The 18543-nt window shown below is 32.3% G+C and carries 19 protein-coding genes; all 19 read right to left on the reverse strand.

Annotated features, from left to right (window positions below; translation table 11 throughout):
- Nucleotides 1–14: 14 nt before the first annotated feature.
- Nucleotides 15–626, reverse strand: coding sequence for a nicotinate-nucleotide adenylyltransferase (nadD, locus tag GXK57_RS16400; RefSeq protein ID WP_160678450.1), 612 nt, complete (start codon nt 624–626; stop codon nt 15–17).
- Nucleotides 627–632: 6 nt separating this feature from the next.
- Nucleotides 633–935 (reverse strand): ribosome assembly RNA-binding protein YhbY, encoded by a 303-nt coding sequence (gene yhbY, locus GXK57_RS16405; protein WP_128212333.1) that lies wholly within the window; start codon nt 933–935, stop codon nt 633–635.
- A 522-nt stretch (nt 936–1457) separates the two neighbouring features.
- Entirely contained in the window at nt 1458–2744 is a 1287-nt protein-coding gene (gene obgE, locus GXK57_RS16410) for a GTPase ObgE (RefSeq protein WP_160678453.1), read from the reverse strand.
- Between the two features lie 161 nt (nt 2745–2905).
- Nucleotides 2906–3205 (reverse strand): 50S ribosomal protein L27, encoded by a 300-nt coding sequence (gene rpmA, locus GXK57_RS16415; RefSeq protein WP_128212331.1) that lies wholly within the window; start codon nt 3203–3205, stop codon nt 2906–2908.
- 4 nt (nt 3206–3209) lie between these two features.
- Nucleotides 3210–3581: a ribosomal-processing cysteine protease Prp gene (locus GXK57_RS16420; protein WP_160678455.1), complete on the reverse strand. Its 372-nt coding sequence runs from the start codon at nt 3579–3581 to the stop codon at nt 3210–3212.
- Nucleotide 3582: 1 nt separating this feature from the next.
- Nucleotides 3583–3894, reverse strand: a complete 312-nt coding sequence (gene rplU, locus GXK57_RS16425; protein ID WP_128212329.1) for a 50S ribosomal protein L21 — start codon at nt 3892–3894, stop codon at nt 3583–3585.
- A 177-nt stretch (nt 3895–4071) separates the two neighbouring features.
- Nucleotides 4072–5508 carry a ribonuclease E/G gene (locus GXK57_RS16430; RefSeq protein ID WP_160678457.1) on the reverse strand — a complete coding sequence of 479 codons (1437 nt, stop codon included), beginning with the start codon at nt 5506–5508 and terminating at the stop codon, nt 4072–4074.
- A gap of 15 nt (nt 5509–5523) precedes the next feature.
- A complete protein-coding gene (locus GXK57_RS16435; RefSeq protein WP_160678585.1) occupies nt 5524–6225 on the reverse strand; it encodes a TIGR03936 family radical SAM-associated protein in 702 nt (233 codons plus the stop codon).
- On the reverse strand, nt 6209–8062 hold the full coding sequence (locus GXK57_RS16440; protein ID WP_160678459.1) for a TIGR03960 family B12-binding radical SAM protein: 1854 nt from the start codon (nt 8060–8062) through the stop codon (nt 6209–6211). The genes GXK57_RS16435 and GXK57_RS16440 overlap by 17 nt, the downstream gene beginning before the upstream one ends.
- A gap of 276 nt (nt 8063–8338) precedes the next feature.
- Entirely contained in the window at nt 8339–9199 is an 861-nt protein-coding gene (locus GXK57_RS16445) for a M50 family metallopeptidase (RefSeq protein WP_160678461.1), read from the reverse strand.
- Between the two features lie 20 nt (nt 9200–9219).
- Complete coding sequence (locus tag GXK57_RS16450) at nt 9220–10032, reverse strand: M23 family metallopeptidase (protein ID WP_160678463.1); 813 nt, start codon at nt 10030–10032, stop codon at nt 9220–9222.
- 239 nt (nt 10033–10271) lie between these two features.
- Nucleotides 10272–10634 carry a methylglyoxal synthase gene (gene mgsA, locus GXK57_RS16455; RefSeq protein ID WP_160678465.1) on the reverse strand — a complete coding sequence of 121 codons (363 nt, stop codon included), beginning with the start codon at nt 10632–10634 and terminating at the stop codon, nt 10272–10274.
- Between the two features lie 15 nt (nt 10635–10649).
- On the reverse strand, nt 10650–11774 hold the full coding sequence (gene rodA, locus GXK57_RS16460; RefSeq protein WP_160678467.1) for a rod shape-determining protein RodA: 1125 nt from the start codon (nt 11772–11774) through the stop codon (nt 10650–10652).
- 209 nt (nt 11775–11983) lie between these two features.
- Nucleotides 11984–12250 carry a cell division topological specificity factor MinE gene (minE, locus tag GXK57_RS16465; protein ID WP_160678469.1) on the reverse strand — a complete coding sequence of 89 codons (267 nt, stop codon included), beginning with the start codon at nt 12248–12250 and terminating at the stop codon, nt 11984–11986.
- A gap of 14 nt (nt 12251–12264) precedes the next feature.
- Nucleotides 12265–13062: a septum site-determining protein MinD gene (minD, locus tag GXK57_RS16470; RefSeq protein ID WP_160678471.1), complete on the reverse strand. Its 798-nt coding sequence runs from the start codon at nt 13060–13062 to the stop codon at nt 12265–12267.
- Nucleotides 13063–13066: 4 nt separating this feature from the next.
- On the reverse strand, nt 13067–13711 hold the full coding sequence (gene minC / locus GXK57_RS16475) for a septum site-determining protein MinC (RefSeq protein ID WP_160678473.1): 645 nt from the start codon (nt 13709–13711) through the stop codon (nt 13067–13069).
- A 588-nt stretch (nt 13712–14299) separates the two neighbouring features.
- Nucleotides 14300–17152, reverse strand: a complete 2853-nt coding sequence (locus tag GXK57_RS16480; RefSeq protein WP_160678475.1) for a penicillin-binding transpeptidase domain-containing protein — start codon at nt 17150–17152, stop codon at nt 14300–14302.
- Nucleotides 17153–17169: 17 nt separating this feature from the next.
- Nucleotides 17170–17673: a rod shape-determining protein MreD gene (gene mreD, locus GXK57_RS16485; protein ID WP_160678477.1), complete on the reverse strand. Its 504-nt coding sequence runs from the start codon at nt 17671–17673 to the stop codon at nt 17170–17172.
- 14 nt (nt 17674–17687) lie between these two features.
- Entirely contained in the window at nt 17688–18542 is an 855-nt protein-coding gene (mreC, locus tag GXK57_RS16490) for a rod shape-determining protein MreC (protein ID WP_160678479.1), read from the reverse strand.
- Nucleotide 18543 lies beyond the last annotated feature (1 nt).

The following is an 18543-nucleotide window of genomic DNA, read 5'->3' on the forward strand; positions in this document are numbered from 1 at the left end:
AATAACTATGGAGACTAAATATTTTTATATAGCTCATTTTCTTTAATATATTTATCAACCTCGTAAGGTATAAAAAAGTCAACTTTGAAACCATGACTAATTCTTTCTCTTATTAAAGTTGACGAAATATCTAACTGTAAGAGATTTAAAAATATAATTTTTGTATCGTACTTAGCTTCAATTGATTTTTTCTCATCAACAAGAAGTTCTTCAGAAAAACCTGGCCTGTTAAACACTACTAGATTACAGTTATCTAGTATGATATCAACATTTTTCCACTTATTAAGGTCTACTAAGCAGTCAGCACCACTTATAAAATATAGTTCTGAATCTTTATATACATCTTTTAGGTGCAGCAAAGTTTCATAAGTATAACTGAAACCATCCTTATTTATCTCATAGTCACTGACATTAAAACCTTCATAATCCTTTATAGCTAGCTTTACCATCTGATATCTTATAGAACCTTCGGTTATATTCTTGCTTCTCTTATGTGGTGGATTACCACTTGGCATAAAAATAACTTCATCTAACCCCAAGATTCTTTTAGCTTCATATGCTATATATATATGACCATTGTGAATAGGATCAAAGGTTCCCCCAAGTATTCCTATCTTCCTTGCCATGATCTTCTACTTATTACCTTGTGGAAGTTCTATTTTAGGCTTTTTCTCTGACTTTTTATAAAGTACTATTTTGCTACCTATAGATTGAACCCCTTCGCATCCTATCTTCTCACATATAAAGTCTGAAGCTTCTCTTGTTTCAAAACCACTATTTTCTAATACTGTTATCTTAATTAGTTCTCTAGCTTCTAATGCCTCTTCTATTTGTCTTAAGAATGCTTCTTCAATACCATTCTTACCTAATTGAAATATAGGAGTTATTCCGTTTGCTAAAGATCTAAGATAAGCTCTTTGCTTTGTAGTTATCACTTTACTACCTCCATTTAAATGTATTACATTAATTATATAAAGATACAAATATAAGACCGTATTCAGGAGTATTGTTGAAATTAAGTGGTTATACAAGAGATACTATATTAGCAAACTATTACGTAAGCTCATTAAGACCTCCAATGATTAACCACTTTTTTCAATACATTACTTTGAACATGGTCAAATATACAAAATATAACTTCATATAATCATATGATTAAAAATTTATATATTTATATAAATATATAAATATATAGTAATAATGCAGTTTTATATTAAGGGTATGTTTAAGAATATTTTTTGAAATTAAGTGGTCATGAAGGAGATGCTATATGAGCGAGCTACTAGAATTAAATGATTTTTTCAGATGGAATGGCGTTAAGAAACTGTACTGTTCGAACGTAGTGAGTTTACAGTTTTAGCCATGGAATATGACAAAATCATATTAATTCTTTGCGTAAGCTCATCAAAGCATCGGATGACTGACCACTTAATTTCAACATGCTACTTTAACATAACCTACAGTAAGTACTCGAATTCGAAGTCTCTAAGTCTTACCATATCACCGTCTTCTATTCCCATCTCTCTTAGCTCATCAAGTACGCCTTTATTTCTAAGAACCTTATGGAAATACTTTAAGGAATCTGGTTCATTAACATTTACAGAATTTAGAAGTCTTTCTACAAAAGTTCCCTCTACAACATAAACCTTAACACCATCTTCTTCTTCTACTCTTATATCGTAAGTAAATCTCTTTTCTTCTGGTATAAATTTATCTTCTTCTTTAATTTCTAATTCAGTAATAGGTATTTCTTTAAGCATTCTTGCAGCTTCTTTTACAACGGCTTCTACACCTTCATAAGTTGCACCACTCATCTTAAATACCTTATCGTAACCCATTTCGTTGATCTTTTTCTTAAATTCTTCAAAGACTTCTTCGTCATATAACATATCTGCTTTGTTAGCCACAACTATCTGAGGTCTATCCCAAAGCTTAACACTGTACTTTTTAAGTTCTTCATTTATTTTAATAAAGTCTTCTACAGCATCTCTTCCTTCAATACCTGAAATATCAACTACGTGAACCAAAAGTCTTGTTCTTTCTATATGTCTTAGGAAATCTAGACCTAAACCTACACCTTCAGCTGCTCCTTCGATTATACCTGGTATATCAGCCATTACAAAAGCTTCTATTCCTGGAACACTTACAACCCCAAGATTGGGTTTTAAAGTTGTAAAATGATAGTTAGCAATCTTTGGTTTAGCCTTAGTAACTACTGATAAGAACGTAGACTTTCCAACGTTAGGGAATCCAAGAAGCCCAACATCTGCAAGAAGTTTAAGTTCAAGTTCAATCCATCTTTCTTCTCCTGGCATCCCTGGCTCTGCAAAGTTTGGTGCCTGTCTAGTAGGAGTTGCAAACTTTGCATTTCCTTTACCACCTTTTCCGCCTCTGCAGATTACATATTCGTCCTCTGGATGTGAAAGATCAGCCATTATCTTCTGTGTTTCAACATCTCTTATTAAAGTTCCCATAGGTACTTTAATAATAAGCTTTTCTCCATCTTTTCCATAGCATTTTGAGCCCGATCCATTAACGCCTCTTTCTGCTAGAAATTTCTTATTATATTTAAAATCAAGAAGTGTAGTTATACCTGTATCAACCTTTAGTATAACATCTCCACCTCTTCCTCCGTCGCCTCCATCTGGGCCTCCAAGAGGTATATATTTTTCTCTTCTAAAAGAGACTGATCCATTACCACCATCTCCGCTTTTCACAAAAACCTTGGCCGTATCAATAAACATAAGTTCATCACCTTACCTTATAGTGTTGTTTGTACTTGTTTTAAAATGCCCAACTCTTAGATATTTTAAAACAAGTACAAACTGCTTCATTTATATTATGCACATATATATATATTTTAAAAGCACCCTTTGTTAAAAAAGGGTGCTTTAAATAACTAGAATTATTCAGCTATTTCTTGAATTTCTACTGGATAAACAGAAGCTTTCTTCTTGTCTTTTCCAACTCTTTCAAACTTAACAACTCCATCGATCTTTGCAAATAAAGTATCATCGCTTCCTTTACCTACATTAGCACCTGGATGTATCTTTGTTCCTCTTTGTCTAACAATGATGTTTCCAGCAAGAACGAATTGTCCATCAGCTGACTTAACACCAAGTCTCTTTGACTCAGAATCTCTACCGTTCTTGGAGCTACCAACTCCCTTTTTATGAGCGAACAATTGAAGGTTCATGATTAGCATAGTACTACACCTCCTCTTTTTTTACACATATATATTGGTCTGTTTTATTTTTTCCAAAACTTTGTTCTAAGGATATTAAAATACTTTCTATGCTAAGTTCAAAAGTCTTTAATAAGACCTGAGCTTTTTGAATTTCATCTTCATCAAGTTCTTTGAGATCTAGCTTAATATATCCATTTGATATTTCATATGGAACATTAAGTTTAAGTACTTCATCTAAGCCTATAAGTACACTTTGAGATAATACAGAAACTGAATTGCATATCATATCATACGCTTCTCCAGCCATAATCATTTCTCTTTCTAAAAGAGCATGATTGTCTATTTTAAATCCAGTTATTATATCCTTACTCTTATAAAAATCTAATTTAACCATATTAAGCTTCTATTTTTTCTATAACTAGCTTTGTATAAGGTTGTCTGTGGCCGTTCTTTCTTCTATAGTCTTTCTTTCTCTTGTACTTGAAAACTATAATCTTCTTAGCCTTACCTTGAGCAGCTACCTTAGCAACTACCTTAGCACCTTCTACTACTGGTGTACCAACCTTAAGTTCACCATCCTTAGCTACTGCTAGAACTTCTGTTAACTCAACTGTTGATTCTACTTCAGCTTCTAATTTTTCAACGAATATAACATCGCCTTCTTGAACTCTGAATTGTTTTCCACCTGTCTTAACTACTGCGTACATAAAAACACCTCCTCATTACGGTCTCGCCACTACGGGTACGATAATTAAATCGATTTTTGGACCTTACGTGTGCGGTTCACAAAAGCCATTCTACCATATCGGACATATTTTGTAAAGTTATTTTTAAATATGTGCAACTTTAATACCAAATCTATTTTAGTATTAAGTGGTACATTGTTAATATAGTTGCAGCTTATAATCTTTTACAGCTTCTATCTGATTCTTGAATAATAATGGCTCTAATTTATAATAATGGTCAGTGGTATCAATAAATTTCAAATATATATTCTTATCCAACCCACCTATATCCCTAAGAAAACTTAGCTTATCGCCCATTACATATTTCTCATATACGTCTTTTAATTCTATATAGAAATCCTTAATAGTTCCTTCAGCTTCTGCCCTGATTATCTCATTCTTAATCAAATGCTTTATATATGATCCCTTAAGTCTTTTCCCATGTCCGTTACATACTTCACATTCTTCTTCTATATAGTCATATATACTTTTTCCTCTTCTGCTTCTTGATATCTGCAAAAGATTTAATTCCGTAAATTGAAATACTCTGGTTCTGCTTATGTCACCTTCTAAACTTTCCTTTACAGCATTATACACTTTGTTTTTAGCTTGTGTACTTTCCATATCTATAAAATCAACAACTATTATTCCACTAAGATTTCTAAGTCTTATCTGTCTTCCTATCTCTTTAGCTGCTTCAATATTAGTTTCTTCTGCAGTCTTTGCAAAATTTCTTCCAGTGATATTCTTTGCAGAATTTACATCTATAACATACATAGCCTCTGTCCTGTCTATCACTATGTTTCCACCACATTTTAGATTAACTTTAGAACTTCTTAAGTTTAATATCTCCTTTTCAATTCCATAGTAATCAAATAGGCTTCTTATTTCCTCGTGCATTATTAAACTAATATTTTTATTGCCATTTATATAGTCTTTAACAGCTTCATAGTCTTCAGAAGAATCAACTACAATCTTGGAGGTATCATTGTTTATATTATCTCTTAAGACCTTATGCAATAATGCATTTTCACCATATATCTTTTTATTCTTCAAGCTATATAAAGCTTCTTTTTCAATAGCTTCATATATTCCCTTAAGCTTGTTTATTTCTTCAGTTATCTCATCAATTGATGCAAATTGAGCGTTAGTTCTTATAGTTATAGAAAAGCCTTCTACTGGGTTAATATAAGCAGTGAAGCATTCCCTTAACTCACTATCTTCTATTCGTTTTGATATTAATACTTCAGCCTTACCTCTAGTGATCACAACAAATCTACCTGGAAGACTTACTGGCGCTGCTACCTTAGGCCCTTTACTGCCAAAACCTTCACTTATTATCTCAACAATAATATCCTGACCTTTTTTTAAAGATTTCTTATCCATATCAAAATGCATATATCCATTCTTCTCATGACCAATGTCTATAAACGCACTTCCTATGGCTGTGACAATATTTTTAATGGTTCCCTTATATATTTCTCCTGGGAGAGGTTCATTGTTTTCCTCTTCCACAAAGCACTCTGTAAGTAATCCCTTTTCCTTAATAGCAATCCTAAAAATTGATTGTCTTCTCTCTATAAACAGTTCTCTCATAATACATTACCGCAGCTATATATATTTATAAAGAGGAACTAATGCTTCTGCTTTATAAGCATAAAGCTCTTCTCTTTTTATATCAATAAAAGCTTCTTCCTCATAGTTTGTAGTTTTACTTCTTATATATGTTGCCAATAGTTCTGGAGAAAGATGTTCCCTGCTTCCACAGCTTATCAATGCATTTAATATAATCCTATCTTCATTAATCCAATACTTTAGTTCCTTTACCATAGGCTTTATATCAACCATCTTTTCACCATTTTTGCTTTTCTTAAGAGTAACCCACTCAGCTTCTTGCATAAGACTTTCTATTTCAACTAAAGTAAGCTTTGTGTCACTATACTTTATCTTAATTATATATCTAGCAGCATCAATCAAAGCCATTGCTTGAGGCACCTTTTTTTCATTTTCCTTATTTATAACCTTAGAAACCTCTAAGAATCTTATCCCTTGTGCTGAATTACTATTCAATCTTTCTCTAATCTCAGCTTCTGAAAGCTCTTCTGAAAGACCTATATCTAAGTAATCTCCTTCTGAGTAAAAACCTACTGATAAAGGGTTTGCTATGGACAAATTCATATGTGGATTGAAGCCTTTTGAATACTCAATAGGAAGCCCTGCTCTTCTTATAACTCTTTGTATAGTTCTCATAACATCAAGATGTGAGATAAACTTAATATCACTCTCTTTTGTAAATTTAATTAGATATCGCACCAGCAAAGCACTTCCCTTCTTTAAAGTTCACATCAATACCACAGCCAGTACATCCTACTCTACAGTTCTGTGTAACTGATGCTTTTTTAGCCTTTTCATTTTCAATTTCTAAATACTTTCTATTAACTCCAATATCTATAAAGTCCCAAGGTAATAATTCATCATAGGCTCTTTCTCTATAGCAATAGAAATCTCCATCAAGCCCACATTCATCTATAGCTTCTTTCCATAGATCAAAATTAAAGTATTCTGACCAACCATCAAACTTAGCGCCTTTCTCATAAGCTTTTACAAGAACATCACAAAGTCTTCTGTCTCCTCTTGCAAATAACGCTTCCATATATGAGGTTTTTTGCTCATGATAGTTGTATACTATTGATCTTGACTTAATGGAACTCTTTACAGCTGATATCTTATCTGAAACTAAATCTATCTTCTCCATAGGTGCCCATTGGAAAGGAGTAAATGGTTTCGGAACTAATATAGATGTACTTACAGTAACTCTAAGTCCCTTATTTCTAACATTCTTAGGGATACTAAAATATTCAGCAGCTATCTTCTCAGCTAAGACCCCAATTTCTTTAACATCCTCAATAGTTTCATAAGGAAGACCTATCATAAAGTAAAGTTTTAAAGTGCTCCAGCCTGCTTCAAAAGCACTTCTAGCAGCTTCTAGTATTCTTTCTTCAGTAAGTCCTTTATTTATTACATCTCTCATTCTTTGAGAACCAGCTTCTGGAGCAAAAGTTAATCCGCTCTTTCTAACCTTTTGTATCTCTTTTATAAGATCCACCGAGAATGCATCAACTCTTATTGAAGGCAATGCAACACCCACATTATTTCCACTATGCTCATTCACTAAATCAGTAACTAGACCTTGTATATCAGAGTAATCACAAGTACTCAAAGATGAAAGTGATATTTCATCATATCCAGTAGCATCTACAAGCTGTCTAGCATTTTTAAGAAGAGTCTCTCTAGACTTTTCTCTTACTGGTCTATATATCATACCAGCTTGACAGAATCTACAGCCATTTGTGCATCCTCTAAATACCTCAAGCACTACTCTATCATGAACTATTTCAGTGTATGGAACTATAAACTTATCTGGGAAAGATACTTTATCAAAATCATTTATCATTCTTTTTTGAACTTTAGCAGGTACATCTTCAAACTTTGACTTAAATGATTTTATTGTATTATCTTCGTTATACTCAACATCATAAAGTGAAGGTACGTAAATTCCTCTTATTTTAGAGATTTCTCTCAAGAACTCTTTTTTCTTTCCTTTTCCCTTATACTTCTTATATACATCAAGGACATCATTCATCATGTCCTCACCTTCTCCTATTTCAAAGAAGTCTACAATATCATATAAAGGCTCTGGGTTGTATGCACAAGGCCCCCCTGCCATAATTATAGGTTCGTCTTCCCCTCTTTCAGAGGCTCTTATAGTTACTCCTGAAAGATTAAGCATATTTAAGATGTTTGTATAACTCATCTCATACTGAAGAGTAAAACCAAGAAAATCAAATTCATTTAATGAATCCTTTGTTTCAAGAGCAAATAAAGGTATATTATTTTTTCTAAGCTCTTTTTCCATATCTGGCCACGGAGCATAACTTCTTTCACAATATGTATCGCTTCTCTCATTTAGGGTATGATAAAGTATTCTTGATCCTAAATGGGACATTCCCACTTCATATACATCAGGGAAACAGAAAGCAAACCTAATGTCTACTTTTTTAGGGTCTTTTATAACCTGATTTAATTCTCCCCCAACATACCTAGCAGGCTTTTCAACTTTATATAAAATATCATCTGTTATTCTAACCATAACCTTTTCCTCCTAGACTTAACTTATTATTAAATGACCGTCTCTTAAACCACCGTTTTTTGCCCATCTGCCTTTTCTGAACCTCTGTGAAGAAATTGTGACAGGCAAAATATTTTTTAATATCTCTCCTTAATAGCTATTCTAAGTTGTTGAAATCACTAAATTTAGCCATCAAAAAATCTTATATTTAACTTAACAGTAAAAAAGAAGTATATTTATATACTTCTTAAATTTACATCATTATATTTTATCATACCATTAATGATTAACCAATAGCTATTTTTTCATCCAGCTGTTTTTAAGATTTATGTATTCTTCTAAGGTTATATTTCCATACACTTTCAGAGCTTCAATAAGCTCGTCCTCATGAATAATATCCATAACTTTAAGATCATCATCTAAAATAAAAAAACTATTAAATTTATTTTTGTCTACTAATCCTAATACATTTATTAATCCTAATTTGCAGTAAACAGAGATTGACTTATTATAAATATACTTTCTCTTAGCCAATCTACTCCGCTTTTTTATTATATCTCCCATAATTATATACATTACCTTTCTTTTTTCATTATATGTTATATAAACTATGAAACATGATGTAAGTAATATACTAAGATTAAATTTATGTATTATAAATAAGTAGGCAAATAACAAAAATCCAATTCCCCCTACACCATAGCTTATATAAGCTGTTATATTGTGTGCCTTCTTATAAAATATCTTAGAACTTAGAACTGTTCTTAAAACCTTAGAGCCGTCTAGCGGGTATGCCGGCAACATATTAAATATAAACAAAACAAGATTGATCTCCATAGAATTATTAACGAAATCTGTTGGAGCAATCTTATATACCATATTAAAAAGGCTGAACATCAATAGATTAAAAAAAGGGCCAGCTACGGAAAGAATTATCTCTTCCTTATGAGTCAACTCATCAAAATCGCTCAATTCTAGGGTCGTTCCAAAAGGATGAATCTTAAAATTGTCAACGCTTAATCTCATCCACTTTGCTACAACGTAATGAGTTATCTCATGCAGTATTATCCATAGAAAGGCTAAAAATATTTTAGACTTAAATCCTAAAATCAGGAATATTAGCACCTGAGGAATTAACCACTTGCTTATTTTTACCATGTAATTCTCCTAAAGAATTGCTAATCAAATGTTACATACTCCTTTGGATCTTTATCTTCTCCCATATAACTTAATGAAAATATGATACATGCTTTATTCAAACTTTTTACTGTAGTACTTTTGCCCAAAAATTGTCCCTTTTCAACTTTATCCCCTTCTTTTACAGAGATGTCTTTGATACCAGAGCATTTTGACTCAATACCATCTCCATGATCTATAAGAACATAAGCTCCATTTTCTTTATCTTCCCCAGTCTTTTTTACAGCACCTCCATTAGGTGCCATAACTTCAGTGTTTTCCTTTACTTCTATAATTAATGCTTTATCCTTTTGCTTACTACTTAACTCAGCATTTATCGTACCTTTCACAGGACTTACAAAACTTTCTTTGGCTTTTTCTTTAAGTGTTTTTCCTCCTGTAACATTAGCTTTAAAAGTCTCTATAGAATCCTCTAGTTTATCCCTTACACTTGCAGCATCTTTAAAATCTAAAGAACTTATATAACCAGCTATCTTTGGATCAACAAACTTACTATAGTCTATATTATTATTTACAATATCCTTAGCATACTTATAGGCTATTGTAGTTTCAGGTGTTGAAACAGTCTTACATGCAATTACAAAGGCCGTTAAGCATAGCACTCCAAGAAGTTCTTGCATTATCCTTTTAGTAAAAAAATTGCTATTAATACTGTTTATATTTTTTATACTGCTTATCCCACTCTCTCTATTATGAGGTTCCTGAACTCCATATGCTGCATAAGGATTTTGCTCACGTTTTCTTTGTAATATCTTTGCATAGTAACTCTCATACTCACCATTATAATTCCCCATATTTATCCTCCCATGTTCATAATTGTGCTTTTAAGCCTTATATCAAAGTTCATATTATATATATTTTCATTGTTAGAATTATATGATAAGCAGATAAAGAAAAAAACACTCTCTAAGATTAGTCTCAGAGAGTGTTTTTAATTCTTTTTACAAGCTCCTTAAAGCATATGATAACTGAACACTTAATTCAAGTTCATACTTTAACAGAACTTACTTATTAATAAAACTATGTATAAGAGCTACTTTAGTGATTTTACAAAAACCTCAGCGCTGCCTATATTAGTAGCTACAGGTATGTGATGAACATCACATAATCTTATCAACGCTGTAACATCTGGCTCATGTGGTTGAGAAGTTAATGGATCTCTTAAGAATATAACTAAATCCATGTTTCCCTCAGCTATTTTACTTCCTATTTGTTGGTCTCCACCAAGAGGACCAGATAAAAATCTATGTACTGGCAATCCTGTTTCCTCTGTTATTCTCTTTCCAGTGGTTCCTGTAGCATATAATGTATGCCTCTCAAATATATACTTGTATCTGCTAACAAACTCAAGCATATCTTCTTTTTTCTCATCATGAGCTATAAGTGAAATATTCATAATACCCTTTTCCCCCTAAAAATTAATTTTTTTCTTTCTCATACCAATATTTATTATTAAAGCTATAGACATTATAGTAGTTAAAAGCGAGCTACCTCCATAGCTAACAAGCGGTAATGTTATACCAGTTATAGGCATTATACCAATAGTCATTCCTATATTTTGTAATATAGCAAATAAAAAGTAAGATGCTAGTCCCACACAAATCATAGAACCAAAAATATCTTTTGAATTTCTTGCTGTTCTTATGGTCCTATAAACTATGACTCCATATAGTGTAAGCAAAACTATAGCACCAATAGTTCCCCAGTGTTCACCTATAACTGCAAATATAAAATCTGTCTGCTTTTCTGGAACAAATTGTCCTACATAGCTTGTCCCTGCATTTGGTGAAAATTTCAATCCAGTTCCAAAAAAACCTCCTGAACCTATACCAGTCATTGATTGCATAAGCTGAAGTCCTGAACCAAGTTCATCAGCTTCTGGATTTAGGAATGACACAAGCCTTCTTTTCTGATAGTCCTCTATAAGACCAGAATTCCATAATAACAAAACTCCAAACACTAAAGAGGTAAGTCCACCTATTATAATTCTCATGTCTAACCCTGCACAAAAGAAAATTCCTAGTACAATAAAGAAGCATACCATGGTCATCCCCATATCTGGTTGAATAACTATAAGCGCAACAGGTACTAAAGTATATGCTGCCAAAACAAAAAAATTCTTTATATTGTTAACCTTAAGATCCATCTCATCTAACTTCTTTGCTAGCATAAATATTATAGCAACCTTAGCCAGCTCAGAAGCCTGAATAGAGAATAAAGACCCAACTTTAATCCATCCTCTTGCTCCATTAATAGTAGCTCCCATAAATCTAGTATAGATTAGTAGTAATATAGATCCCCAATACAAAATCGGTGCAAATCCTCTTAGAATATTATAATCTACAAGAAGTATTCCATAAAGAACTACTAGAGAAAATACAAACCATAAAATTTGCTTTTTCACATCAGAAACATCCGGTTTCATCGCAGCGTAGATATTAACTATTCCAAATAGTACTGTAAGGATTGTTGCAATAAGTATACTAAAATCCATTTCTCTGAGAAGTTTAGTATCTAGCTTTAACTTTTTAAGCATTGTACTACCTCCGCAACCTTAGTTTTTAATAAATTTCTTTAGTTATATGTTATCTTTTTTACAACCTACATCAATAATTATAGCTTATAAAAGGGTAAAGAAAAACAAAAAAATTGTAAAGATTATATTTCTATATATTTAACCTTTTTTTGCGCATCTGCAATTTGGTCCACACAACAGGCTTTAAATCTGCTGTGTGGACCAAACTATTATCTACCTCTAACATTCTTTATGGGAATATTAGCTACTAAAGCTGGAGAATCATTGTCCATCTCTCCTGATTTAGTTATCGCTATATCAATATCATCATGATCTATCTCAATATACTTTGATAAAACTTCTAATATCTCACTCTTTATATTAGCTAAGGTTTCAGGAGATAAATCTCCTCTATCATGTATTAATATTAGTTTCAATCTATCTTTCGCTACTTCCTTAGGTGTTGGCTTATTGGAAAAAACTTTAAATAAATCCATCAACAACACCCCCCCTATTTCTTTTTAAACAATTTCTTTAAAGAATTAAAAAAGCCAGCAGATTCATTACTTAGATCTAAAAGAGGAACTTCCTCTCCAGTGATTCTTCTTGCTATATTTCTAAACGCTTGTCCAGCAAAAGCTTTATCATCCAAAACAATAGGCTCTCCCTTATTAGTAGAAACTGTAATAGTTTTGTCGTCTGGAACAACTCCTAGAAGCTTCACTGATAAGGTTTCGATTATATCGGGCACATCTAACATATCACCCTTTTGAGTCATTTCATAATTCAATCTATTAACTATTACTTGATGATCTTCAAGTCCCTTTGCATCAAGCTTTCCTATAACTCTATCAGCATCTCTAACTGATGTTATTTCTGGATTAACAACAACTATAGCTCTTTCAGCGCCTACTATGGCGTTTTCAAAGCCTTGCTCTATACCAGCTGGGCAATCAATCAATACATAGTCAAATTCTTCCTTAAGCTCATTTACAAGTTTTAGCATTTGTTGTGTACTTATATCATCTTTATCCTTAGTTTGAGCTGTAGGCAATAGGAAAAGGTTTGGAAATCTCTTATCCTTTATCAACGCCTGTTTAGTTCTACATCTATTTTCTATTACATCAATAATAGTGTACACTATCCTATTCTCTAACCCCATAAGAACATCTAAATTTCTAAGACCTGTATCCCCATCTACTACAACCACTTTTTTACCTAAAGCAGCTAAGGCTGTTCCTATATTTGCAGTAGTAGTAGTCTTTCCAACTCCACCTTTACCTGACGTTATTACTATTGAAACTCCCATTTTCTTAATCCCTCCATGTGCTTATGTATTTATTAGGTAAGTATGGCTCAACAACTATTTCCCCATCCTTAATCTTGGCTACTTCTGGATATGTAGGTTTATCCCCCTCTGGTGATATTGTAATTAAATCCGCTATGCTAAGAAGCTCTGGCTGTAACAAAAATGCTGCTATAACTGATTTTTTATTGCCATTAATTCCAGCGCGAACTTGGCCTTTTATACTCCCCAATACTATTATATTTCCAGCTGCAGAAACCTCTGCCCCATTATTTATATCACCTATTATAACAATATTTCCTGGGTAATTGATGCTTTGACCACCTCTTACTGTTTTTCTGATAAACTTAGTTCTTCCTTCGTACACACCGGTGAAAGTCTTACTTTCCTTTTCTTCTTTTTCTTGAAAAATACAGTCCTTAATCATTATTTCATCAAAAAGAACATCTTTCAAACGTCTCATTTGCTTGTCGTTTATATGCCTTAAATCAGCAATAAAAGTTAGAGTAGCACCAGTATAAAACTGTTTACCTGAACTTAAACGCTCTAATAGTTTTTCGAGCATTTCATCAAAGTCTTTAAATTTATCCATATTTATTAGGGCTACAATACCTTCTTTATTTCCTTTTATAAAAATCCCCTCGTCTAACATAAAAACCTCCAAAGCTTACCCTACTATGTTCTAATTCAACAAAAGCTTATAAAAATCCTTTTAACCATATAAAATAATTATATCATCTACATAACATATATAAAGAATTTTCTACAAATTTAGCTCATAATTTAATATATATTTTAAAAAACTACATAAATCTCAAAAATATTTACACAAATACCAATTAATTGTTTACATTGAACATATTTCTTTTCGTCCATAAATTCATAAACTTTAGCTTGCATTAATCTTTTAGCAAAATTACATACCCCTTTAATCCTTCTATGCTCAAATAAACAAAAACTTCATTCGTTATATAAGTCAGTGAAGCGACCTTCTTCAGCGAACTTTTTTTGTTCATCTGACTTTTCTAAACGCTTACGAAGAAATTGTAGCAGGTCACATAATTTTATTTTTTACTGTTTACCCCAAATAGCTATGCTACTGCCTTGAATTTACTAGGTTTAGTTAGTAAAACATTTTATATTTTTCTTAATAGTAAAAAAACACAACCTCAAAATGATTAATAATCAATTTGAGGTTGTGCATAAACAAATAGTCACTCTATAGAAACTTAATTTATACTTATTTTAAATTGTCATCCTTAACATCTTCCAAAGGAGGATTTAAAGTATAATCAAACATTGGTTGATAATTAGGGTACTGCTGCTTTATTTGATCTCTAAAATATGTCTCATATATGGCTCTAGCAACCGGTGCCCCCATATTACCTTGATAACCATCATACATAACTACTGCTACAACTATCTGTGGATCATCAACTGGCGCAAAGGACACGTAAACACTATAGTCACTTCTGCCGTAATCTTCCTGATGAACATTGCCAACAGTTTCTTTGTAAGTAGCCGTACCTGTCTTACCTGCGGTTTGGATAGGGAAGCCTACGAAGTGAGCTCTTGCTGTACCTTCCTCTGTTCCGTTATTAACCATAGACATACCTTCTTTTATAGCGGCAAGATTTTCTGGTTTTATATTTATCTTTCCTAGTACCTCTGGTTTATATTGTTTTATAACTTTTCCAGTGCTGTCTGTTATATCATCAACAAGATGAATCTTATATCTTGTTCCACCATTAGCTATTGTTGAAATATAACTTGCAAGTTGAACTAAGCTAAAGTTATTAACACCTTGTCCAATGGCGGCATTTACAAGTTCCGCCGGAGTATTTATAGCCCCATTTTTATCAAATATAAATTGCTCTATAGCATTTACAACGGTCTTTTGTGAATACTTGTTATTAGAGTTATTAGCTGCTTTTACTCTGTCACCAAAGTCTTTAGAATTACTCTCTAAATCATTTAATAATCCTTTGATTTTTGTTTCAAAACCATCAAGCTTTACACTTCTGCTTGTACTATTTTTCAAAACATCAGTAATTGCATCTTTTATAGCCTGCTTTGTGGCTTTTAACTTATCACTATCGTCATCTTTAGCTGCAATATCTAGCGGTACAAAGTTATAGGAACCATAAGATCCTTTTGAGAAAGCCTCAACAAATTCATACTTAGAATAATATAAAGTTTGACTTTTAAAATACTCATAGTTATAAGTTTGTCCGAAGTTTTCCCCTATTTCTATCCCAGTACTGCCTTTTTGTTTACTATTAGGGTCAGTTCCCATACCAAGCTGCCATGCATATTTTCCTAAAGTGTCAAGAGCTTCAGTATTTTGTCCATGTTTTTGATACATTCTTATAGCCATCTCATAATAATAAAAGTTACAAGATACTGCTAAAGCTCTTTTTAAATCAACTATTCCATACTCATGCTCATCTGCAGGAGCCCAAGTACCTAATATATCCGAATGAGTATCAAAGTACTTCTTACCGTACAAAGTATCATTAGGATGCACAACACCTTCCTCTAATGCAGCCACTGAAATAAGAGGTTTAAATGTTGATCCAGGAGGAATTAGTCCCATAGTAGCATAATTGTAAAATGGTTTAGGATACAAATCATATTTATCCTGTCTATTTCCGTTTGAATCCTTAGGAAACAACTCATCTACGGATTTACCCAAGTTATATTTTGCTATAAGCATCTTTCCAAAACTCTCATAGTCAGGAGCGAAAAACTGCTTTGATAGCTCTGGAGTAAGCTTTCCTGGCTCAGAGAATATATTAGCATCATACCCTGGATTACTAACCATAGCCAGAACCCTTCCAGTCTTAGCCTCAATAGCTACTGCCGCTCCTCTTGTAGTATTAAAGTTCTTAGAGATTTTATACATCTGAGGATCATTAATCTGAGTTTGTACATAATTCATTCTTTCCTGCAATGCTTTTTCTGCTGAATATTGAATATTTTTATCAATACTAAGATGTACATTTTCTCCTGGGCTTGGCTCAAGATCAAATAGCTCTTCAGTTTTTCTTCCTTGAGAATCTACTTTTATAGTAGTTCCACCAGTGCTACCTCTTAGTACAGATTCAAATGCGGACTCAACTCCAGCCTTACCAATAACATCTGTAGATACATCATAGCCTCTTTCTTCATATCGATCTTTTTTGGTACTATCTATAGATGCAACATATCCTATTACCCCTGATGCAAGATCATACTGACCATAAGGATAATACCTCATTGGCTCTAGAGAAACATCTACTCCTGGTAAGCTGTTTAACTTTTGATAAAATATAAAAGCTGTATCTTTCTTTATATTAGCTGCAATGGTAACAGGCTTAAACCCTGAGAAACTTTGCATCTTTATAGCATCTTTAACCAACATATATCTTCTTATATCATTTATAGAATAATGCTTTAGAAGCATATCAGTTATCTCTTTACCACTTAATCTTTTATATTTTTCCTTCTCTGCACTAGTCGGATTTAGCATATCATACATGCTATAGAACTTTACCATGTAATAGAAAGTATCTTTTGCACTTACTTTTAATAGTTCGTCATCTATTTTACTTTCATCGCCGTCAGTAAGCTCTTGCTTATTCTTAAATAGAACCTTCTTAACATCGTCATGCATACTTCTATCTCTTTTAAATCTGATTTCTAGAGCTCTTTTACTATCATCCGAGGATACATTAAAGTCAAAATAAGGTTCTCCTTTATCATCAAGCTTAAGATTCAAGTTATCCTGTTGAGAATCTTTATTGTCATCCAAAAGCTTAAAAACCTGCTTCATGGTGCTGTAAAAACTTTTTGACGAAGTATCAGTTTGTGTAAATGTCAAAGTATAAACCTGCTTATTAGTAGCTAAAAGATTACCTTGTGAGTCATATATTTTTCCCCTAGGTGCTTTTTCTGTAACCAATCTTCGTGAACTTGTATTTGCTTTCTCAGTATAGTCATCATATTTGAAAATCTGAAGATATATAAGTCTAGATGTTATAGCTGCAAATATAATAAACATTACTATTATTACTACTGTATATCGATTCACTGATTTCTTTTTTTTCTTCATGTTATTCATATAATCACCTATTTATCTTTATTGAACTTCCACTGAACCTTCATATACTTCTTGTTAGAAAATTTATAAACTCTACTATATATCAAAAATACTATAATCATATTGTATGCTGCTGATATAAGTATATTATATCCAAAACTTACCTTTACCTTAGCCAAATACAGTATGAGCATTGCAATCAATATCTTAATTATAGTTAATACAAAAGTTGATAAAACCGGAATGAATTTCTTATTCTTAAATATATTTTCACCTACTATTGATGCTAATAGACAAATAAATAAATTTATTAATGCATTAATTCCATAATACTTATAGAAAAATATGTCTTGTAGTATTCCACTAAAAGCTCCAACTATGGTTGCTTCCCATCTTCCATTGATAATAGAAAAACATATGGCGAAACATAATAAGATACTAGGCATCCCATTCATTATTGAAAAAAAAGGGACAACACTGTTATCAAGAATTAATAAAATCAAGCATATTACTGCAAGTACAACTCTCTTCACCCGTTTGTCCTCCCCTAGTCCTTATATTGTATTTCAGTCTTATTTCCGTCTTTAGGCACTACTACATATAATTCTTCTAACTTATTAAAATCAACAAAAGGCTTTATTATTGCGCTCTTATTAACCTTAATCTTATCTTCTTCCGTTGACACAACAGTCCCTATTCTTAAATCCTTAGGATATAGTTTTCCAAGGCCCGTAGTTGTTATTACATCACCTTTGTTTACTACTGCATTAATTGGAAGCAAGTCTAATATTGCTAAAGACTCATTATCATTATTTTTGTAACCTCTAACTATACCAGAAACTTCACTTGTACCTACTTTTCCATGAGCAGCAAAGTTTTCATTTATAAGAGTCTGTACCTTTGACCAATTTGCATCAGCCTCAACTATTTTTCCAACTAAACCTTCTGGTGCTATAACCACCATATCTTTAGCAACTCCATCCTTGGTCCCCTTATCAATTATATACCCATTTAGCATATTTTGATCAGGTTTGGCTACTATATAAGCTCCTACATATAAGTAACTAGACCTTTGACTCTTAAAATCAAGCATATTTCTTAATCTATCATTTTCACTTTTTAAACTTCCGTATTCTATAAGCTTATTTTCAAGATCTATATTTTTCTTTTTTAATTCTTCATTTTCTTGTTTAACTTCAGAAAAATTAACAAAAAAGTCCAGTCCACCTTTAGCTTTATTTGCTAAAGTATAAGCGGCTTTTTGTATTGGGTTTAATGCAGTGCCTGCTCCACTGGTTATTGGATTGCTTGAATCTCTTTTAACACTATATATAATGATAGCTAAAAAGCTAACTGACAGCACTATAACAGTTACTGCCAGTTTATTTCTAAGAAGTTTCATA

The organism is Clostridium sp. C8-1-8 (genome assembly GCF_009928445.1).
Taxonomy (GTDB): Bacteria; Bacillota; Clostridia; order Clostridiales; family Clostridiaceae; genus Clostridium_AR.